Source organism: Luteimonas sp. Soil_C_16, assembly GCF_057657295.1.
The window spans coordinates 1-21,072 of record NZ_JBDGIS010000011.1; the positions used below are offsets into that span (position 1 = coordinate 1).

Sequence of the window (21,072 nt, forward strand, 5' to 3'; positions counted from 1 at the left end):
GCTGCGCTCAGACATGGGCTGCTCTTCGACCCCGCCGCCCTGCGATGCTCGGCTCGCTTTACGGCTCGATTCAAGTCGAAAGCCGAAGCCGAAGCCGAAGCCAAAGCCGAAGCAGGGCAAGGTCAAAATGGATGACCAGCGCTACGCGCCGTTGAAGAAGCGTTTCCCGCTTTCGCGGGAATGACGGCGGTGAGGCTAAAAGCGAAGCCAAAGCAAAGCAACGCAACCAAAGCAAAGCGAAGAAACCAAAGCGACGAAGCCAAGGCAACGAGGCCAAAAAAGCGAACCCTTAACCCATCTCCACCCGCATCCGCGCCGCACGCGCCCATCGATCCGCCACCGCTGGCGATGTCAGACACGCCACCGTATCCGTCACCGTCGTTACCGCCCGTTCCAGCAATTGGATATCCGCCTCGTGCTGACGCGCGACGTGGGGATCCTCGAAGAACACTGCGCGCTGGCAGCGGCCGGATAGCACCAGATCGGCGATCTGGGCATCGCCGCCGAGCGGGCCGCTCTGGAAACGTTGCGTCCACGGTTGATCGGCCGGCCAGCCGCGTTGCCAGGCAAGATCGTTGAGCAGCTGCCCCGTGGTGCCGGTCGCGACGCGGCCGGCGAAGCGGGAGAGCAGATCGAAGTGGCGTTCGGCGAATTCCAGCATCCGCGGCTTCATCGCGTCGTGGGCGATCAGCGCGACGGTCTGGCGTTCGAAAGCGTGCAGATCGTCGGCGCCGGGATCGGCGGCGAACCCTGCATGCAGGCGCTCGCTCTCGATGAAATCGCGCGCCGAGGCCACGGTCGACAGGAACGGCTTGCCCTGGATCACGCACTGGCGTTTCAGTGCCACGGCTTCGGGAAAGATGGATGACGGATCGACCGGATCGATCAGATAGACCACGCCGTCGAGCGTGCGCTCCGGGCCGAGACCGACGATTTCCGCGACCAGGGTCATCAGGCCGCCCTCGCGGCCGTAGGGATAGCGCCGCAGGCCGGCGTGACCAGCGAGTGCATCGCGTTCGACGATCGCGTCGAAGGTGCGGCCCACGGCGTGCAGGCCGATGTCGAGTGCGCGGATGCCGGCGCCGCTGGCGTTGAGCCAGCGGAACAACGCGGCATCCGGGCGCGCGTGGTGCAGCCGGTTCGCGGCCAGCCCCAGGCGCATCAGCCCTCCATCTGTTCGAGCGCGCGGCCCTTGGTCTCGTGCACGTAGCGCAGCACGAAGAACACCGAGACGATCGCGGCGACCATGTAGATGGCGTAGGTGCCGGCCAGACCGATGCCGGCCAGCAGCACCGGGAACGTCATCGTGATCGCGAAGTTCGACGTCCACTGCGCGGCGCCGGCGACCGCGAGGCCCGAGCCGCGGATCTGGTTGGGGAACATCTCGCCGAGCATTACCCACATCACCGGGCCCCAGGACATGTTGAAGAACACCACGTAGACGTTCGCCGCCACCAGCGCGACCGTGCCCATGTGGCCGGGCAAACGCAGCTGCCCATCGACCAGTGAGCCGGTGGCGAAGGCCCAGGTCACCAGCGCCAGCGACACGGCCATGCCGACCGAGCCCACCCACAGCAGCGGCTTGCGCCCGATGCGGTCGATCAGCAGCAGCGCGACGATGCAGGCGCCGATACTCAGCGCGCCGGACAGCACGTTGATCAGCAGTGCGTCGTTCTCGGAGAAACCCACCGCCTGCCACAGCACGGCGCCGTAATAGAACACCACGTTGATGCCGACCAGCTGCTGGAACGTCGCCAGGCCGATAGCCACCCACACGATCGGACGCAGCTTGCCGGTCGTGCGGCTGACCAGATCCGAGAGCCGCGGACGGTGCTGCTCGGTGGCCAGCGAGCCCTCGATCTCGCCCAGCGTGCGCTGCGCCTGCGACGTGCCGAACAGACGCGTCAGCACCGCCAGCGCTTCATCGCGGCGGCGCTTGACCACCAGGTAGCGCGGGCTTTCGGGGATCACCAGCAGCAGCACGAGAAACGCGACCGACGGAATCGCCATCATCCAGAACATCCAGCGCCAGGCGGGCATGCCCATCCACAGCGCCTCGGTCGACGCACCCGCCGCACGCGCGAGCAGATAGTTGCTGAGAAAGGCCGCGAACAGGCCGGAGATGATCGCGATCTGCTGCACCGTGGCCAGCCGGCCGCGATAGCGGGCCGGCGCGACTTCGGCGATGTAGGCCGGCGACATCACGCTGGCCGCGCCGACGGCGAAGCCGCCGAGCACGCGCGCGACGATGAACATCACCGAGCCCGTGGCCGCGCCCGAACCCAGCGAGGACAGCAGGAACAGCACCGCGGCGATCAGCAGGACGCTGCGCCGGCCCCAGCGATCGGCCAGGCGTCCGGCGAAGAACGCGCCGATCGCGCACCCGATCAGCATCGACGCGATCTCGAAGCCATGCATCCACTCGCCGGACTGGAACGCGGCATGCAGCCCGTCCTGGGTGCCGTTGATGACGCCGCTGTCGAAACCGAACAGGAAGCCGCCGATCGTGGCGACGCAACTGATCAGGATGATCAGGCGCGTGTTCTCGCCCGCGTGGGATGTGCTCATGCCGCGTCTTCTCCGGGAAGTGGAACGGGTCGCGATCAGCGACGCAGGTACTGGTTGATCAGGTTTTCGTAGAGTTCCTGGCGGCCGCTGCGCTGCTGCGGCTCGCCGCTTCTGCTCGCGATCGCGTGCAGGTCGGTCAGCGAGCGCTCGCCGCGTGCGAAGGCCTGGCCGTCGCCGTCGTCGAAGCTCGCGTAGCGCGCGCGGCGCCAGTCTTCCATTGGCGAGGTCTCGAGCAGGGCGTGCGCGACCTCGAGGCCGCGCGCGAACGCGTCCATGCCGCCGATGTGCGCGGCGAACAGATCTTCGGCATCGGTGGATTCGCGGCGCACCTTGGCATCGAAGTTCAGACCGCCCGGCGCGAGGCCGCCCTGGCGCAGCACGACCAGCATCGCGCCGACGGTGTCGTAGAGATCGCTCGGGAACTGGTCGGTGTCCCAGCCGTTCTGCGGATTGCCGCGGTTGGCGTCGATGCTGCCGAGCATACCCGCGTCGCTGGCGACCTGCAGATCGTGTTCGAAGCTGTGGCCCGACAACGTGGCGTGGTTGGCCTCGATGTTGAGCCTGAAGTCCTGGTCCAGGCCGTGCGCGCGCAGGAAGCCGACGCAGGTCGCGCTGTCGAAATCGTACTGGTGCTTCATCGGTTCCATCGGCTTGGGCTCGATGAGGAAGGTCCCCTTGAAGCCGATGCTACGCCCGTAATCGCGCGCTGCGGTCAGGAAGCGCGCCATGTGATCCTGCTCGCGCTTCATCTGCGTGTTGTGCAGGCTGGCGTAGCCCTCGCGGCCGCCCCAGAACACGTAGTTCGCGCCGCCGAGCTCCACCGTCGCATCCAGCGCCGCCTTGACCTGCACCGCGGCGCGCGCGACGACGGCGAAGTCCGGGTTGGTCGATGCACCGTTCATGTAGCGCGGATGCGAGAACAGGTTCGCCGTGCCCCACAGCAGCTGCATGCCGGTGGCCTGCTGGCGCTGCTTGGCCAACGCGACCATGTGCTGCAAATTCTGTTCGTACGTGCCGATGTCGTCGGCATCCGGCGACAGGTCGACGTCGTGGAAGCACCAGTACGGCACGCCGAGCTTGGTGAAGAATTCGAACGCCGCATCCAGACGCGCTTCGGCCTTGTGCAGCGCCGTGCCGGTGCCGGCGTCCCACGGATACGCGCGCGAGCCTGGGCCGAAAGGATCGGCGCCGTTGCCGCAGAAGCTGTGCCAGTAGCAGGCGGCGAACCGCAGGTGCTCGGCCATCGTGCGGTCGCCGATCTTCTTGGTCGCGTCGTAGACCTTGAATGCCAGCGGATTGTCGGAGTCCAGGCCTTCGAACGCGATGCGCTCGATGCCGGGGAAGAACGTGGTGTCGCCGGTGAAAACCTGGGTGGACATGTCGGGATTCCGTGGTCGGTCGTGGGGGCGGGCGATCAGGCGCGGTAGAGCGGGGCGATCGCGTCGAGATGGCGCTCGAAGGCGCGGTACTGCGTGCGGTAGGCGTCGACGCTGGCGGCATCGGGCTGCGCGGCGGCCGCGTCGTCGAGCTGCACGTGTGCATCGACGAGGTCGACCAGCGGAGCCCGGTCGCCCGCATGGCGCTGCAATGCCCACAGCGCCTGCAGCGCGGCGCCGAACGCGGCACCTTCGGGTTGTGTGGGCACCGAGACCGGCAGGTCGAGCATGTCGGCGGCCATCTGCCGCCAGGCCGCGCTGCGGCTGCCGCCGCCGGTGAGCAGCAGGGTGTCGAAACGCAGGCCCGCATCGAGGAATGCATCAAAGCCGCTGCGCAGGCTGCAGGTCGCGCCTTCCATCGCTGCGCGCACCAGGTGTGCGGGCGTCATGTTCGACGGCGTCATGCCATGCAGGCAGCCGCGGCCGGCCGGCATGTTCGGCGTGCGTTCGCCGTTGAAGAACGGCAACAGCAGCAGACCGTCGGCGCCCGGCGACGTGTCGGCCAGCAGCGCTTCGCGTGCGGCGGTGGATAGCCCCAGCAGCCGGCCGATGGTCTCGGTGGCGACGGTGCAGTTCATCGTGCAGATCAATGGCAGCCAGCCATCGGCCGAAGCGCAGAACGCGGCCCAGCGTGCAGCGTCGTCGACCACCGGCTGCGCGGCATGCGCGAACAAGGTGCCCGAGGTGCCGAGACTCATCGTCAGACGTCCGGGCACGACATTGCCGGTACCGATCGCCGCCATCATGTTGTCGCCGCCGCCGACCGACACGCGCACGTCCGGCGACAGGCCCAGCGGTTCGGCCGTCGCCGCGCGGATCGGCACGCTGGCGTCCGCGTCGAGCAGCGGCGGCAGGCACAGCGTCAGGTCACGGTCGGGATCGATCGCCGCGAGCAGCTCGGGCGACCAGCGCCGCGTGCGCACGTCCAGCCAGCCGGTGCCCGAGGCATCGCCGGCTTCCATGAAACGTTCGCCGGTCAGCCAGAAATTGAGATAGTCGTGCGGTAACAGCACGGTCCGCATCGCGCGCCAGGCATCGGGCCGGTGCGTGCGCGTCCAGGCGAGCTTCGAGGCGGTGTAGCCGGCGAGGATCGGGTTACCGGTCGCGGCGATGCAGCCGGCCTCGCCGCCGACCGCCGCCATGATCGCGTCGCATTCGGCCCGCGTGCTGGTGTCGCACCACAGCTTGACCGGCGCGACGACCGCGCCCGCCGCATCCACCGGCACGAAGCCGTGCTGCTGCCCGGACACGCCGATCGCGCGGATGCGCTGGCGGATGTCGGGCGCGATCTGCGCGAAGCAGTAGGCGATCGCTGTCGTCCACCAGTCGGCCTGCTGTTCGCGGGTGCCATCGTCGCGTTCGATCAACGCCAATGCCGCGCTGGCGGCGGCGACCATGTGACGGCGGCCGGTATCGTAGACCAGCAGCTTGACGCTCTGCGTACCGGCATCGATGCCGGCGACGAGCGTCACGTTGACACCTGTTGACGCATGCTGGACTGGCTGGCTATCGGTGTCATTCTGGCGCGGACCATGGCGGCTCGGATCGTTGCGACTGTAGCGGCGCGGTCCGTAAAAGCCTTGCTGCGACGCAAAATGATGGATCGGAGTGCGTCTGTTAGGGTCGGTTGACTATCGGTGTCATCCGCATGGATGCACCTGCCGTTTCCGTCTGGAGTTGCTGATGTCGCGATCGATGTTGCGTGCCCCCGTTCTCGCTGCCTGCTGTGTGGCCGGCCTGTCGTTCGCCACGGCTGCATTCGCTGCGCCACCCGCCAGTGCCGGGTCCGAATCGTCTCCCTGGGCCCGCGGGATCGAAAACCAGCGCCAGGCCGATCTGGGTGACGGCACCTTCCTCAATCCGGTGTTCGCGGGCGATCGCCCCGATCCGTCGGTGCTCAAGGACGGCGACGACTACTACCTCACGCTGTCCTCGTTCGACGCCTATCCCGGCCTGCCGCTGTGGCATTCGCGCGATCTGGTGAACTGGCAGCCGCTGGGGCATGCGATCACGAAGAACGTCGGCTCGATCTGGGCGCCGGACATCATCAAGTACGGCGAGCGCTACTACATCTACTTCCCCGCCCGCACCGGCGGCACCGAAGGCAGCGAGCGCAGCAATTACGTGGTCTGGGCCGACGACATCAAGGGGCCGTGGAGCGAGCCGGTCGACATTGGCCTCGGCCGTTACATCGATCCCGGCCACGCGGTCGGCGAGGACGGCAAGCGCTATCTGTTCCTCAGCGGCGGCGCCTACGTGCAGCTGTCCGATGACGGCCTGCGCGTCGTCGGCGAGCCCAAGCACGTCTACGACGGCTGGCAGTATCCCGAAGAGTGGGATGTCGAGGCTTACGCGCAGGAAGGCCCGAAGATCAATTTCCGCGACGGCTGGTATTACATGACCACCGCCGTCGGCGGTACGGCCGGCCCGCCGACCGGCCACATGGTGATCACCGCGCGCTCGCGTTCGATCCACGGCCCGTGGGAGAACTCGCCGCACAACCCGATCGTGCGCACCGTGGATCGCAGCGAGCCGTGGTGGTCGCGGGGCCACGCGACGATCGTCGAAGGCACCGACGACCGCTGGTGGATGATCTATCACGGCTACGAGAACGGGTACTGGACGCTCGGCCGACAGGCGCTGCTCGAACCGATCGAGTGGACCGACGACGGCTGGTTCGTCGCCAGGGGTGGCGATCTCGGCCAGCCGCTGGCCAAGCCGGCCGGCGAGTCGGTGGGTCAGCACGGCATGGCGCTGTCGGACGATTTCAGCGGCAGCACCCTGGGCGCGCAGTGGGCGTTCTACAACCCGACGCAGACCGAGTACGCGCGCTTGGGCTTTGGGGACGGCACCTTGTCTCTGCAGGGCAAGGGCACGCAGCCGCGTGACAGTTCGCCGCTGACGATGATCGCCGGCGACAAATCCTACGAATTCCAGGTGGAAATGGAGATCGAGCCGGGCGCGCAGGGCGGGGCGCTGCTGTTCTATAGCGACAAGCTCTACGTCGGCGTGGGCAGCAACGGCGAGCGTTTCATCATGCATCGCTACGGCGAAGAGCGGCCCAGCCAGATCGCGCCCAGCGCAACTGGCGGAAAGCTGTGGATGCGGGTCAGGAACGACCGGCACATCGTCACCATCCACACCAGCACCGACGGCGAGCGCTGGACCAAGTACCCGGTGCAGATGGAGATCTCGGGGTATCACCACAACGTGGCCGGCCGCTTCCTCGCGGTGAAGCCGGCGATCTACGCCGCCGGCGACGGCAAGGTGCATTTCCGGAACTTCCAGTACCGCGCGCTCGACTGAGCGGGCTTCGCTGCACCGGAGCGTCGTCGACGCGGCGCTCCGGGATCTGCCGCTAGAATGGAAACCGCGCGACAACCCGACAGACGGAACGACCGATGCCCGCAGCGAAGAAGACCCCGAAGGCAGCGGTGCCGACCGACCTGAAACGCCCGGCGACGATCAATGACATCGCCCGGCTCGCCGGTGTGTCGAAGAAGACCGTGTCGCGGATCATCAACCACTCGCCGCTGGTCCGTCAGGACACGCGCGAGAAGGTCGAAACTCTGATGCGCGAGGTCGGCTACTCGCCTGATCCGCTGGCGCGCGGACTCGCCTTCCGCCGCTCGTTCCTGATCGGCATGGTCTACGACAACCCGACCGCGCAGTTCATCGTCAACATGCAATACGGCGCGTTGGATTCGCTGCGTGGATCGGGCTTCGAGCTGGTGGTGCATCCCTGCGACAGCCGCAGCCCTGATTACGTCGATGGTGTGCGCCGCTTCGTGCAGCAGCAGAAACTGCACGGCGTGATGCTGGTGCCGCGCGTGTCGGAAGATCCGGCGTTGGCGGCGATGCTCGATTCGATCGGCGTGCGTTACGTGCGCATCGCCGCCGTGTCGATGGACAAGCCCGAACGCATGGTGGTCACGCACGATCACGACGGCGCCGCAGAAGTGGCCGATTATCTGCAGTCGCTGGGCCATCGCGACATCGCCCTGATCACCGGCCCGCGCGATTACCGCTCGTCGATCGAACGCACCGGCGGCTTCCTGTCGGCGCTGCAGAAGCGCGGCATCGACCTGCCCAAGTCGCGCGTCGTCGAAGCCGGTTACACCTTCGAATCCGGCGTCGCCGCGGCAGAAAAGCTGCTGTCGGCGAAGAAGCGTCCGACCGCGATCTTCTGCGGCAACGACGAGATGGCCGCCGGCGTCTACCGCGTGGCGATGCGCGACGGCATCAACGTGCCGCGCGACCTGTCGGTGGTCGGCTACGACGACAGCCCGCTGGCGACGCGTCTGTGGCCGCCGCTGACGTCGGTCCGCCGTGACACCCGCGACACCGGTCGCATCGCCGCGGCGATGCTGATCCAGCCCGAAGACGGCCCCCGGCCACTGGCCAGCGTGCGTCCGCATCTGATCCTGCGGGATTCCTGCCAGCCCCCGAAGTAAGACGCTGTCTGCCGCCGACGGCGGCAGACGCCAGTGCCCCTCTCCTCCGGGAAAGGGGAGGGCCGGCTGCGAAGCAGATGGTGGTTGAGGGCCTCTTGCTGCGGTTCGGCCCACAGCCTCGTGCAAGGTATCTGAGCTGAGGCCGTGCGTTCAGAGCTAGAGGCCAACCGGAATTGAACGCCCTCATTCCGGCGCAGGCCGGAATCCAGCGACTTTGACCAACTGAACCATTACGAGTGCTTGTGGATGCGCACGAGGGTTGGCCGAGACGGTCCTGCGTGGGACGCGCCGTCCGCGGTCTTGGTTAAAGCCACTGGATTCCGGCCTTCGCCGGAATGACAGGAAAGAAACAGCGCGCGCCGAGCTCCGCCATCGCTCGGCAACCGATGGAAGTCTGGACCCATGCCGCGCCGCGGAATGACACCGGTTACCGGACATCATAGAATGGCTGCTCGCGCAAGCGCACGGCGCCGTGCCGTGGTGACCGTGCGCCGTCCCGTCCGGAGCCCGCCATGTACCAGAAGACCTATCACGCGACCCACCCCGGTGTGATGCAGGGCATCGACAACGACGCGCTGCGCGATCTGTATCTGCTCGACGGCCTGTTCGTCGACGACGCGATCCGCCTGAGCTACACGCATTACGAGCGCTTCGTCATCGGCGGCGCCTCGCCGGTCGCCGGTCCGCTGTCGCTGCCTGCGCAGACCGAGCCCGCATCGGCTGCCGGGCGTCCGTTCCTCGAGCGTCGCGAGCTGGGCATCGTCAATGTCGGTGCAGGTGCCGGTACGGTGACCGTCGACGGCACCGCGTATGCACTCGCGCCGAAGGATGGCCTCTACGTGCCGATGGGCAGCGCCGAGGTCGTGTTCGCGTCCGACGATGCGTCCGCGCCGGCGAAGTTCTATCTCGCTTCGACCCCGGCGCACGCGCGTTTCGAGACGAAGAAGATCTCGATCTCCGACGCGGTGCCGCTCGAGCGCGGCGCGCTGGAGACCAGCAACGAACGCACGATCTACCAGTGCATCGTGCCGGCCACCTGCCAGTCCTCGCAGCTGCTGCTGGGCCTGACGATCCTCAAGCCGGGCAGCGTCTGGAACACGATGCCGCCGCATCTGCACGACCGGCGCAGCGAGGTCTATTTCTACTTCGATCTCGGCGACGCCGACCGCGTCTACCACTTCATGGGCGAGCCGCATGCGCAGCGCCACATCGTGGTCCAGAACAACGAGGCCGTCGTATCACCGCCGTGGTCGATCCACATGGGCGCCGGCACGTCGAACTACTGCTTCATCTGGGCGATGGGCGGCGAAAACCTCGACTACACCGACATGCACGTGCTGGACATCTGCCAGCTCAAGTAACCGGCCGCACGTGGCCACCACCCGCATCGCAACAGGGAGCAACGCAATGACGAATCCGTTCAGTCTCGAAGGCAAGGTCGCGCTGGTCACCGGCGCCAACACCGGCCTGGGGCAGGGTATCGCAGTGGCACTGGCGGAAGCCGGCGCCGACATCGCCGCTGCAGGCATCAGCCCGCCGACCGAGACCGAAGCCAAGGTCAAGGCGCTGGGCCGCAGGTTCGTGTCGATCGAAGCCAACCTGACCAGCATCGAGCCGGTCGCGCGTCTGCTCAAGGAAACGCTCGACGGCCTCGGTGGCGTCGACATCCTGGTCAACAACGCCGGCCTGATCCGCCGCGCCGACGCGGTCGATTTCAGCGAGCAGGACTGGGACGACGTCATGAACGTCAACATCAAGTCCGCGTTCTTCCTGTCGCAGGCCGTCGGCCGCCACTTCATCGCGCAGGGCAGCGGCAAGATCATCAACATCGCGTCGATGCTGTCGTTCCAGGGCGGCATCCGCGTGCCGTCGTACACGGCCAGCAAGTCGGGCATCGCCGGCATCACCCGCCTGCTCGCCAACGAGTGGGCCGGCAAGGGCGTCAACATCAACGCCATCGCGCCAGGCTACATGGCGACCGACAACACCGCGCAGCTGCGCGCCGACGAAGCCCGCAACAAGTCGATCCTCGATCGCATCCCGGCCGCGCGCTGGGGCGAGCCTTCGGATCTCGGCGGCACCGCGGTGTTCCTCGCCAGCCGCGCGTCCGATTACGTCAATGGCGCGGTGATCCCGGTCGACGGCGGCTGGCTCGCGCGCTGATCCACGCACGTTTTCCGGCAGGCCCGTCCTATCGGCCGGCCTGCCGTTTCTTTCCCCTTCGAACACGCAAGAGAGACACGCAATGAAAATCGCACTGATGCAGGAATTCAGCCAGGCCGCCAAGAACCCGGTCGTGCTGGAGCAGCTCAACACCGTCGCCGCGGACAAGGGCCACACGGTCTTCAACGTCGGCATGGACGGCGACAACGACCACCGCCTGACCTACATCCACCTCGGCATCTGTGCCTCGCTGCTGCTGAACTCGAAGGCCGTCGATTTCGTCGTCGCCGGCTGCGGCACGGGCCAGGGCGCGCTGATGTCGCTCAACGCATGGCCGGGCGTGTACTGCGGCTACTGCATCGAGCCGACCGACGCGTTCCTGTTCGCGCAGGTCAACAACGGCAACGCGCTGGCACTGCCGTTCGCCAAGGGCTACGGCTGGGGAGCGGAAATCAACATCCGCTACATCTTCGAAAAGGCATTCGACGGCGAGCGCGGCCAGGGCTACCCGGCCGAGCGCAAGGAATCGCAGATGACCAACGCCGGCATCCTGGCCGACGTCAAAAAGGGCGCGTCGAAGGATTTCGTCGAAGGCCTGAAGGCGATCGACCAGACACTGGTGAAGCAGGCCGTCGGCGGCGAGCGCTTCCAGAAGGCGTTCTTCGACAATGCGCAGGACGAGGCCATCGTCGCCTACGTCAAGGGTGTGCTGGGCCAGTAAGCCCCGCGCGACACCATTGCACGACGCAGGCCGCCGCCAGAGTGCGGCGGTCTGCGGCTTCCATCCGGATTCCTGCGGAGCGCACTCACGATGAAACGTCTGTTGTCGCTGCTGCTCCTGGGTGCCGCGGGCACCGCGTTCGCCGCACCGCCCGCATCGCACCGCATCTTCATCGCCGGTGATTCCACCGCGGCGACCTACGGCGCCGAGCGCGCGCCACAGGCCGGCTGGGGCCAGAAATTTCCGGACTGGACCGCCGAAGGCTGGGAAATCCGCAACCACGCGGTGGGCGGGCGCAGCACGCGCAGCTTCATCGACGAAGGCCGGCTCGACGCGATCGCCAGCGAGATTCGCGCAGGCGACGTCCTGCTGATCCAGTTCGGCCACAACGATGCCAAGCGCGAGGACGCCACGCGCTATACCGATCCTGCGACCGACTACCCGCAGCTGCTGCAGCGTTATGTCGAGGTCGCCCGCACACACGGCGCCACGCCGATCCTGATCACCCCGGTCGCGCGCCTGCTCTACGACTTCCGTTCGCTGGTCGACACGCATGGCCGCTACACGCTGGCGATGCAGGCCCTGGCGGAACGCGAAGGCGTTGCGCTGATCGATCTCAACGCCACGTCCAGCGACTGGATCCGCGTGCACGGGGAAGACGGCGCCAAGCCCTATTTCATGTTCACGCAGGGCAAGACCGACGGCACCCATTTCAGCGAGGCCGGCGCGGATGCCGTCGCCTGTCTCGTCGCCGCCGGCTGGCGCGGTATCGATGCCGGCGCGCCGGTGAAGGCCGTGACCGCGGCCGAGTGCAACGCCTTGCCGGCGCCGCCTCTGGCGCCCGTGTCGCCCTCGGTCGTCGTGCAGGAGCGCGACATCGCGATCGAACAGCCCGGCCCGCACGAGGGGCTCGGCACGACGACGGCGTACCCGTTCTTCTCCGACGCCACCGGCTTCGATCTGATCTTCCGCAAGCGCGCCTTCCATCCCGGCGCGACGATCGGCGACCACGTCAACGACAAGGACGAGATCTACTACGTGCTGTCGGGCCGCGGTCGCTTGACGCTGAACGACACCGTCCGCGAGGTCGGGCCGGGTGACGCGATCCTGACCCGCAACGGCGACCGCCACGCGCTGGCGCAACTCGGCGACGAGGAACTGGTGATCTTCATCGTGTATCAGCCGGTGAAGCGCTGACCGATCCGCTGACGGGGCGCGGCCTGCCGCGGGCACCGGCATGACGAAACGGACCGCGGCGGCGGTCCGATGGCACAGCCCCCGCTGATCGGCGAAAATAGGGCCGTCGCTGATCCCGAACGATCGGCGGCACGGCCACACACCCGGCGCCTCGCGCCACTGTCGTGACCGCTCCACGCCCGCGACGGCCGACCCGCCGATGCACCGCATGCTTTCCCCCGCTCGACATCGGCGCCCCGCGTCCGACACGTCGCGCACGCCCACGGACACGCTCTTGAATTCGACCTCCGCTCCGCTTCCGTCCGCCGACGCCGACGACTCCCTGCCGCAGCGCGCCCGTATCGCATTCGAGCTGCTCGAGGCGATCCGCGACGACCGCCGCGTGCTCGAAGCGCTGCCCGACGAAGACCGCATCCGCCTGCTGCAGGCGGTCGCGCTGGTGCATCACCCGGAGCCGCGCGCGCGTCGCAAGCAGGCCAAGGAAGCGCTGCGAGAAGCCAACCGCGAGAAGGTGCGGCGCACCGAGGCGCTGCTCGACCAGACCGGCATCCGCGTGCTGCGCAGCAAACCGGTGTTCACCACGCCGAACTATTTCCCGCCGCAGCCGCCCGGCCAGCACGATCCGCGCAATGCCGCGCCGGAGGAACCCCGGTTCGCCGAATCGCCGGAGCTGCTGCACTGCTACGTCTGCAAGCGGAAGTACACGCAGATCCATCATTTCTACGACCAGCTGTGCCCGACCTGCGCGGCGCTGAACTTCGTCAAGCGCACCGAGACCGCCGACCTCACCGGGCGTGTCGCGCTGCTGACCGGCGGCCGGGTCAAGATCGGCTATCAGGCCGGTCTGAAGCTTTTGCGTGCGGGCTGTTCGCTGATCGTCACCACGCGTTTCCCGCGCGACTCCGCGCAGCGCTACGCGCAGGAGCCGGATTTCGGCGAGTGGGGCCATCGGCTGGAAGTGTTCGGCCTGGATCTGCGCCACACGCCCAGCGTCGAGGCGTTCTGCGCCGAACTCGTCGCCACGCGCGACCGGCTCGACTTCATCGTCAACAACGCCTGCCAGACCGTGCGTCGCCCACCGGCGTTCTACGCACACATGATGGCCGGCGAGACCGCCGCACTGCACGACCTGCCCGAACACGTGCGCAAGCTCGTCGGCGGTTACGAGGGCCTGCGCGCGGCGGATCTGCTGCCGGGCGGCAGCCAGTCGCTGGTCGAGAGCAGCGCGGGGCGCGCCGGGCTCGCGCGCGCCGCGGAACTGTCGCAGGTGCCGCTGCTCGCCGACGAGCTGGTCGGCCAGGCGCATCTGTTTCCGGAAGGCCGCGTCGACAAGGATCTGCAGCAGGTCGATCTGCGTGGGCGCAACTCATGGCGCCTGCAGATGGACGAAGTGCCGGCGGTCGAGCTGCTGGAAACGCAGCTGGTCAATGCGGTCGCGCCCTTCATCCTCAACGCGCGTCTGAAGACGTTGATGACGCGCAGTCCCGAGCGCGACAAGCACATCGTCAACGTGTCCGCGGTCGAGGGGCAGTTCTACCGCAACTTCAAGACCACCAAGCATCCGCACACCAACATGGCAAAGGCCGCGCTCAACATGATGACGCGCACCTCGGCCGCGGATTACCACGGCGACGGCATCCACATGAACGCCGTCGACACCGGCTGGGTGACCGACGAGGATCCGGTGGAGATCGCCGAGCGCAAGATCGTCGAGGAACGCTTCCATCCGCCGCTCGACATCGTCGACGGTGCGGCGCGCATCGTCGATCCGATCATCGACGGCATCAACACCGGCACCCACGTCTGGGGTCAGTTCCTCAAGGACTACAGGCCGACGGACTGGTGAGCCGTCGCAGCGCCGGTGCGCCTCAGCCGCCGGCGTCCTCGATCGCCTTGCGTTGACGCGCCGCATCGGCATCGACCGCAGCCTGCGCCGCGCGTGCGTCGTCGAGCGGTTTCTGCATCGCGTCGCGCAACTGCGTGGCCTGCGGTTCGGCCGGTTTTTCCGTCGGCTCGTTCGGCGGCGGCGTACAGGCCGCGCAGCCGAGCAGCAGCAGCGCAGCGATGCCGACGCGGGCGCGGTGATGGATACGGACGAGATGCGGAACCATGCGTTGACTGGACATGCGGCACTCCGACGGGCGGGCTCGGCGCTATCCTAACGCCGACGCAGATTGGGGGAATGTCGATGGATCCGCACCGCTGGCGCCTGGATGGACAACTGGCCCTCGTCACCGGCGGCAGCGCCGGTATCGGCCGCGCGATCGCGCGTGAACTGACCGGCTTCGGCGCGACGGTGCTGATCGTCGGCCGCAACGGGGACGCGCTGGAATCGACGCGCGACGAACTGCTCGAGGAATTTCCGCAGGCCGACGTGCGCGCGATGATCGCCGACGTCGTCGACGAGGAGCAGCGCCGCGAAATCCTCGACTGGGTCGAGGACCAGGGCGACGGCCTCGACATCCTAGTCAACAACGCCGGCGGCAACCTCAGCCGCGCGGCGAACGACTACGCCGAGGACGAGTGGCGCGAGATCTTCGAGGTCAACGTGTTCAGCGCCTTCGAACTCGCGCGCTACGCGCATCCGCTGCTCGCGAGTCGCGGCAGCTCGGCGATCGTCAACGTCGGCAGCGTGTCGGGCATCACCCACGTGCGCAGCGGCGCGCCCTACGGCATGAGCAAGGCGGCGCTGCACCAGATGACCCGCAACCTCGCGGTCGAATGGGCCGAGGACGGCATCCGCGTCAACGCGGTGGCGCCGTGGTACATCCGCACGCGGCGCACCTCGGGTCCGCTGTCGGATCCCGACTATCTCGACGACGTGCTGCTGCGCACGCCGATGGGGCGCATCGGCGAACCGGAAGAAGTCGCGGCGGCAGTTGCCTTCCTGTGCCTGCCGGCTTCGGCCTACATCACCGGCGAATGCATCGCGGTCGACGGAGGATTCCTGCGCCATGGTTTCTGAGCCGATGGACGTCGCGCCGCGCGCGCCCCTGCTGGTGCGCAGCACGTCGCCGGTGCAGTGCATCCTGGCGTTCGCAGCAGGCGCCGGCCTGCAGCATGCGTTCAGTCTGCCGTTGGCGCCGGAAGGCAGCCGCGCCGCATTGCATCTGCTGGGGACGGTGCTGGCCGACGCCGGTCTGGTGCTCGCCGTCTGGGCCTTCGCGCTGTTCGCGCGGCGCAGGACCACGATCATCCCCGCGCATACGCCGGCGCGACTGATCGAGCGCGGCCCGTTCCGGTGGACGCGCAATCCGATCTACCTGGCCCAAGTGCTGGCTTACGTCGGACTGGCCCTGATGCTGGATCTGCCCTGGGCGCTGTTGCTGCTGCCGTTGCCCGTGCTGGCCCTGCAGTACGCGATCATTCCGTTCGAGGAAGCGCGACTGCGCGCGTGTTTCGGCGCCGATTACGAGCGCTATCGGACGTCCGTCCCGCGCTGGCTCTAGTCGGCTGCGGGCGCGATGCCCGCGCTCCGGCCACACGTGCTGTCGCGCCAGGTGGTGAACAGCTGCTCGTATTCCAGACGCAGCGGATCCTGCGCACGGCCCTGCGCATAGCGCCAGCGGAACTCCGCTTCGCGCACGCGGGTTTCCCAGGTGCTGCACAGCGCGTCGGCCGGGACCGCCTCGCAGACATCCGCGACCTGCTCGCAGGCCTGGCCCGCTGCCATGCCGGGCAGTCCGCCGATGCCGACGGTCTGCATCGGTCGGCAGCGCAGGGGCGGGGTGTCGTCCTCGCGCCAATAGGTGCTGTTGTCGAAGACGCGGCAGGCGAACAGTGCGGGCGGCGGCTCGGGCGCATCGTCGTCCTCGCGCGGCGTCACCGGTTCGGCGGCGGGCAGACGCGAGATCAGCGGCACCTGCGGCGCGGCGACCGGCGTCGCGGGCGGCGACACGAAGGCGGGCATCGGCGCGGCCATTTCCACCACGCGACGTTCCTGCGTATGGCCGGCGGGGCAGGCGGTGCCGTTCTGGAACGTCACCGCGCCGGCCGGATCGGTGCAGCGGTAGATCACCGTGGTCACCGCCTCGCTGCCGCCACTCGCCAGCGCGCACGCGAGCGCGATGGCTCCCACAGCCCTGCGGTTCACCGGTCGCAATCCTGCGACAGACGGGTGTTGATGGTCTGCTCTTCGTTCGTCAGCTGGCTGCGTTCGGTCGGCTGCGCGTTGAAGAAGCGGCGGCGGATCTCTTCGCGACGATTGCCCAGCAGGCTGCAGACTTCGCCCTGTGGCATCTGCCGGCACTCGTCGCGGATCCAGGTGCCCGCGCCGTAGTAGCCGCCGCGCGCGCGTGGACGTGTGTCGACACCGGAATCGACTTCGATGCTGCCGCGTCCGTCGCCGGCCTCGACACGCGCCGAAGGTCCACGTCGCGCCGGCCCGTAGCCCAGTGTCCACAACGGCACCCAGCGTGGATTGCCCTCCGACGAATCGCTGGTGTAGCTGCTGCCATCGGGTCGCACGCAGCGGTACATCGGCTGCGGTGGACGCATCACGATCACTTGCGGCGCCGGCGGATCGGCGACGGCCGCGGTGGGTCCGCTCGCGCGCGGCGGCAGTGGCGTGCCGTCGACGGGGCGCAGCATGTTGCGCACTTCCTGCGTCGCGCCGTCCGCGCAGGGCGAGTCGCGCAGGGCGACGCGGCCACTCGCGTCGGTGCAGCGGTAGACGGTGACCTGCGGCGGCGTGTCCGCCATGACCGGCAGTGCCGACGCGCAGGCGAGGGCCGCCAGCAGCGTCGTCGCGAGGAATGTGCGAAAGCGGAGTCGTGAGCGCATGGCCCCATCATGGGACGTTGAAAGCGCTGCGGAAACCCGCAGCTTCTTGAATGGGGACCTGTAATTCAGGGGACGCATACACGACGTGCGCACGCCATCGGATTCCGCCGTGCTGCATTGCGGGATGTAACCGCTTTCAATGGGTGTTAGCGTCCGCCTCACTGACGAGGGCGGACGTTCGAATGAGCGCGGGGGCGGTCGGATACGGGGACCATGCGGCAGCAGGCCGCCGGGCAGGTTCGGCCTTTCCGGCCCCGATGATCGTCCTCGTAGACGGCGACGCGGCGCGGGATTACGATGCGCGCCGACCCGCCCCACCACGCCCCCTCCTGACCCGAGGCCGCGCGGTTGACGCAGGCGCCGGCGCCCGCCGCGACCCGTGCCCCAGCATGGACCGCGACCAGGCGCGATCGGTAGGACGCCGATCCGGCCAGGAAGTGGATGCAACCCGGCATCCGCGCTCCGTCCCGTCGACATACAGGTCCATGTGCGCGACCGAAGCGCCGGCGAAGACCGGTGCGCGGTTGCGCGTGGGCGTGCCGCAAGTGCTGTGCCGCTGTGCCGTTGTCCCGACCCCACAACAACAATTCGAATCACGTAACGGAAATCCCTCGGAGGGGATGCCATGAAAGCCAACCGCACCTCGCGTGCCCCCAAGCCCAGTCTGCTCGCGTGCGCGCTGCTGGGGTGTCTCGTCGTCGCGACGCCTGCGTTCGCCCAGTCCACCGGCGCCACGCTGCGCGGCCAGGTCTCCTCCCAGGCCGGGGCTGAAGCCGGCACCACGGTGACCGCGACCAACGTCGCCACCGGTGCATCGCGTCGCGTGCAGACGAATGCCAACGGCAGCTACACCCTGCCGGGCCTGCCGCCGGGTACCTACCGCGTCGACGCAGGCGGCGCCTCGCAGACGGTCACGGTGACGGTCGCTTCGACCTCGACGCTGAACCTCACCGGCACGACCAGCGAGACGCCGACCCAGGGCGGTGACGTGACCGACATCGGCGCCGTGCGCGTGACTGCGCCCGTGCTGCGCGAGGTCAAGACCTCCGAAGTGGGCAACACGATTTCCCTGCGCCAGATCCAGCAGCTGCCGCAGGCCACGCGCAACTTCCTCGAGTTCGCGGACGTCGTGCCGGGCATGGTGTTCGAGATCGACGGCAACGGAAACACCAAGCTCCGCGGCGGCGCATCGAACGCGAGCGCCGGCAACCTGTACATCGACGGCGTGGGCCAGAAGAGCTACGTGCGCAGCGGCGGCATCGCCGGCCAGGCGGACACGCAGGGCAATCCGTTCCCGCAGCTTGCCGTCGGCGAGTACAAGGTCATCACTTCAAACTACAAGGCCGAATACGGCCAGATCAGCGGCGCGGCGATCACCGCGGCGACCAAGTCCGGTACCAACGAGTTCGAAGGCGAAGTGTTCTACCGCTTCACCGACCAGGATCTGCGCGAAGAGCGCCCCGACGAGGGGACCAGCGGCAAGATCGACTCGCAGACCAAGGAATACGGCTTCGCGTTCGGCGGCCCGATCCTGCAGGATCGCCTGCACTTCTTCGTGGCCTACGAGGGCAAGGAGAACATCGTGCCCAAGAGCGTGCAGGCCGACAACAACGCGCTGCCGTTCGTCGGGCTGCTGCCGGCCAACCTGTCGAGCCAGTACGGCGCGGCCAACATGCCCTTCGAACAGGATCTGGTCTTCGGCAAGCTGACCTTCGAGGCAAGCGACAACGACCGCATCGAGCTGAGCACGCTGTACCGCGACGAGACCCAGACGGCGAACGTCGGCGGTATCAACAACCTCGAGCAGGCGACCGAGAAGCTCAATACCGACAAGCGCAGCAACCTGCGCTGGCAGCATTACTCGGACAACTGGATCAACGAGCTGATCGTCGGCACCGAGGATTCGTCCAACAATCCGAACGCGACGAGCCTGGGCAACGGCATCATCTACAAGTATCTCGCGCCGCGTCCGAACTCGACCGACGTCGACGAATACGCCTTCCTCGCCACTGGTCCCGCCGGCGGCCTGAGCGTGCAGAACAAGAGCCAGAAGGGCTGGTTTCTGCAGAATGCGTTGACCTTCAACAGCTTCGAATGGCGTGGCGAACACACCATCAAGATGGGCTTCAACTACAAGGATGTGGAACTGACCTCGCAGGATGCGGCGTCGATCAATCCGCAGTTCTCGTATGCCGTCAATGCCGCCGGCGTCGCGGCCACGCCGTACCGCGTGGATTTCGTCGCCCCGTACAACACACCCGGCCAGCGTGCGACGGTGGTGTCGCCGTCCAAGCAGTACGGCGTCTTCATCCAGGACGACTGGGCGGTCAACGACAAGCTGATCGTCAACCTCGGTCTCCGCTACGACTACGAGGACACCCCGGCCTACACCGACTTCGTGACCTCGCAGGGCATCGTCGATGCGCTCTACGGCGACGATCCGGATATCGCCGGCACCCAGCCGTGGGCGAACCGTCTGCTGGCCAGCGGCATCGACGTGGCCGACTACATCAGCACCGGCAACAACCGCAAGAACTTCAAGGACGCCTGGGCACCGCGCTTCGGCTTCTCCTACGATTTCTTCGGTGACGAGACGGCCGTGCTGCACGGTGGCGCCGCGCGTTCCTACGACCGCAACCTGTTCGAGCAGCTCGCGCTCGAGACCAGCAAGGCCGCGCTGTCGCCGGTCGCCGTCTACTTCCAGAACCCTGCGACGGGCCAGTGCTATCGCGCCGATCGCGTGTGCGTGCCGTTCGAGCAGCGCTACCTCGACGGGATCGACCAGCTCAACGGCATCCCGGGCGTCAGCGGCAGCGCCGAGCTCTTCATGTTCAAGAACGAGCTCAAGACGCCGTACAGCGACCAGTTCAGCCTGGGCATCAGCAACCAGGTCGGCGAGTGGCTGACCGACGTGACGTTCCAGCGCGTGCTGAGCTACGACGGCTTCGCGATGTCGCTGATCAACCGCTACCCGGACGGCTCGTACTTCCAGAACGGCAGCGCGCCGTGGGGCGAGCCGGTGCCCGGCTTCCAGAACACGATCATCGGCATGAACGGTCTGGAGCAGCGCAGCAGCCAGGTCCTGCTGTCGGCCGAGCGTCCCTACACCGAGGAATCGGGCTGGGGCCTCAACCTGGCCTACACGCACACCAGCGCACGCCAGAACCGCAACATCGACGAGCCCTTCGCGTTCGACAAGGCCACGATCCACGACTATCCGTTCGTGAAGTCGAATGCGGCTTCGGCGCACCGTTTCGTCGCGTCCGGCTCGATCGACGGTCCGTGGGACATCACCCTCGGCGCGAAGATCGTGCTGGCGACGCCCGAGCCGATCAACACGATCGCCTGCTTCGGCGTCACCGATCCCGATGGCGCGACCTGCCAGCAGGTGGCGGCCACGCCGCCGGGCGCCGGCAAGTTCATCATCGGCGGCGACATCTGGGGCTACCGCACGGTGGACTTCCAGGCGAGCAAGGATTTCACCATCGCAGGCAACTTCAAGCTGTCGGCGCGCGTGAACCTGCTCAACGCGTTCGACTTCAAGAACTACTCGTCCTACGCCTACAACGGCTTCGGCAGCGGGGGGCGCTTCAACCCCGATCTGACGATCAACCGCACCGGCGATATCCTCTACGTGCCGCGTACGGTGACGTTCGAGATCGGCGCGAAGTTCTGACGCAATCCATCGCGTTCGCGTGACCACGACGGGACCTGCGGGTCCCGTCGTGCTGTGTGTCGTCGTCGCTACAGG

General features: G+C 67.5%; 18 protein-coding genes. 11 read left to right on the plus strand and 7 right to left on the minus strand.

The window, feature by feature from the left end:
• Positions 1–184 (plus strand): hypothetical protein (locus tag AC3A5T_RS16490; RefSeq protein ID WP_487629473.1); only part of this gene is annotated, 184 nt, incomplete at its 5' end.
• 105 nt (positions 185–289) lie between these two features.
• Here AC3A5T_RS16490 and AC3A5T_RS16495 read toward each other — a convergent pair.
• The 4 genes from AC3A5T_RS16495 to xylB are packed head-to-tail and all read right to left on the minus strand — an operon-like array spanning position 290 to position 5,476.
• Positions 290–1,162, minus strand: a complete 873-nt coding sequence (locus tag AC3A5T_RS16495; RefSeq protein WP_487629474.1) for a methylglyoxal synthase — start codon at positions 1,160–1,162, stop codon at positions 290–292.
• A complete protein-coding gene (locus tag AC3A5T_RS16500; protein ID WP_487629503.1) occupies positions 1,162–2,604 on the minus strand; it encodes a sugar porter family MFS transporter in 1,443 nt (480 codons plus the stop codon). Before AC3A5T_RS16500 ends, AC3A5T_RS16495 begins: the two co-directional genes overlap by 1 nt.
• A complete protein-coding gene (gene xylA / locus AC3A5T_RS16505; protein WP_487629475.1) occupies positions 2,604–3,947 on the minus strand; it encodes a xylose isomerase in 1,344 nt (447 codons plus the stop codon). Before xylA ends, AC3A5T_RS16500 begins: the two co-directional genes overlap by 1 nt.
• 35 nt (positions 3,948–3,982) lie before the next feature.
• Complete coding sequence (xylB, locus tag AC3A5T_RS16510) at positions 3,983–5,476, minus strand: xylulokinase (protein ID WP_487629476.1); 1,494 nt, start codon at positions 5,474–5,476, stop codon at positions 3,983–3,985.
• 223 nt (positions 5,477–5,699) lie between these two features.
• On the opposite strand from xylB, the gene AC3A5T_RS16515 reads away from it, so the two are divergent.
• From AC3A5T_RS16515 to AC3A5T_RS16545, 7 genes are all read left to right on the plus strand, one after another.
• Positions 5,700–7,310, plus strand: coding sequence for a family 43 glycosylhydrolase (locus tag AC3A5T_RS16515; protein WP_487629504.1), 1,611 nt, complete (start codon positions 5,700–5,702; stop codon positions 7,308–7,310).
• Positions 7,311–7,405: 95 nt separating this feature from the next.
• Entirely contained in the window at positions 7,406–8,458 is a 1,053-nt protein-coding gene (locus AC3A5T_RS16520; protein WP_332078303.1) for a LacI family DNA-binding transcriptional regulator, read from the plus strand.
• Between the two features lie 512 nt (positions 8,459–8,970).
• Positions 8,971–9,819 carry a 5-dehydro-4-deoxy-D-glucuronate isomerase gene (kduI, locus tag AC3A5T_RS16525; protein WP_487629477.1) on the plus strand — a complete coding sequence of 283 codons (849 nt, stop codon included), beginning with the start codon at positions 8,971–8,973 and terminating at the stop codon, positions 9,817–9,819.
• A 46-nt stretch (positions 9,820–9,865) separates the two neighbouring features.
• Positions 9,866–10,621, plus strand: coding sequence for a 2-dehydro-3-deoxy-D-gluconate 5-dehydrogenase KduD (kduD, locus tag AC3A5T_RS16530; protein WP_101925695.1), 756 nt, complete (start codon positions 9,866–9,868; stop codon positions 10,619–10,621).
• An 82-nt stretch (positions 10,622–10,703) separates the two neighbouring features.
• Positions 10,704–11,342, plus strand: a complete 639-nt coding sequence (locus AC3A5T_RS16535; RefSeq protein ID WP_487629478.1) for an RpiB/LacA/LacB family sugar-phosphate isomerase — start codon at positions 10,704–10,706, stop codon at positions 11,340–11,342.
• Between the two features lie 90 nt (positions 11,343–11,432).
• Positions 11,433–12,539 (plus strand): GDSL-type esterase/lipase family protein, encoded by a 1,107-nt coding sequence (locus AC3A5T_RS16540; RefSeq protein WP_487629479.1) that lies wholly within the window; start codon positions 11,433–11,435, stop codon positions 12,537–12,539.
• Between the two features lie 274 nt (positions 12,540–12,813).
• Positions 12,814–14,385 carry an SDR family NAD(P)-dependent oxidoreductase gene (locus tag AC3A5T_RS16545; protein WP_487629480.1) on the plus strand — a complete coding sequence of 524 codons (1,572 nt, stop codon included), beginning with the start codon at positions 12,814–12,816 and terminating at the stop codon, positions 14,383–14,385.
• 22 nt (positions 14,386–14,407) lie between these two features.
• On the opposite strand, the gene AC3A5T_RS16550 is transcribed toward AC3A5T_RS16545, so the two are convergent.
• Positions 14,408–14,665: a hypothetical protein gene (locus tag AC3A5T_RS16550; protein ID WP_332078308.1), complete on the minus strand. Its 258-nt coding sequence runs from the start codon at positions 14,663–14,665 to the stop codon at positions 14,408–14,410.
• 62 nt (positions 14,666–14,727) lie between these two features.
• On the opposite strand from AC3A5T_RS16550, the gene AC3A5T_RS16555 reads away from it, so the two are divergent.
• Both AC3A5T_RS16555 and AC3A5T_RS16560 read left to right on the plus strand, forming a co-directional pair.
• Positions 14,728–15,504: an SDR family oxidoreductase gene (locus AC3A5T_RS16555; RefSeq protein WP_159677844.1), complete on the plus strand. Its 777-nt coding sequence runs from the start codon at positions 14,728–14,730 to the stop codon at positions 15,502–15,504.
• Positions 15,494–15,988 (plus strand): methyltransferase family protein, encoded by a 495-nt coding sequence (locus AC3A5T_RS16560; RefSeq protein ID WP_487629481.1) that lies wholly within the window; start codon positions 15,494–15,496, stop codon positions 15,986–15,988. Before AC3A5T_RS16555 ends, AC3A5T_RS16560 begins: the two co-directional genes overlap by 11 nt.
• Here AC3A5T_RS16560 and AC3A5T_RS16565 read toward each other — a convergent pair.
• Both AC3A5T_RS16565 and AC3A5T_RS16570 read right to left on the minus strand, forming a co-directional pair.
• The gene (locus AC3A5T_RS16565; RefSeq protein WP_487629482.1) at positions 15,985–16,632 is read right to left on the minus strand and encodes a hypothetical protein; all 648 of its coding nucleotides are present in this window, start codon (positions 16,630–16,632) and stop codon (positions 15,985–15,987) included. The two genes, AC3A5T_RS16560 and AC3A5T_RS16565, sit on opposite strands and share 4 nt — an antisense overlap.
• Entirely contained in the window at positions 16,629–17,321 is a 693-nt protein-coding gene (locus AC3A5T_RS16570; RefSeq protein WP_487629483.1) for a DUF4124 domain-containing protein, read from the minus strand. The genes AC3A5T_RS16565 and AC3A5T_RS16570 overlap by 4 nt, the downstream gene beginning before the upstream one ends.
• 625 nt (positions 17,322–17,946) lie before the next feature.
• On the opposite strand from AC3A5T_RS16570, the gene AC3A5T_RS16575 reads away from it, so the two are divergent.
• On the plus strand, positions 17,947–20,997 hold the full coding sequence (locus tag AC3A5T_RS16575) for a TonB-dependent receptor (protein WP_487629484.1): 3,051 nt from the start codon (positions 17,947–17,949) through the stop codon (positions 20,995–20,997).
• Positions 20,998–21,072 lie beyond the last annotated feature (75 nt).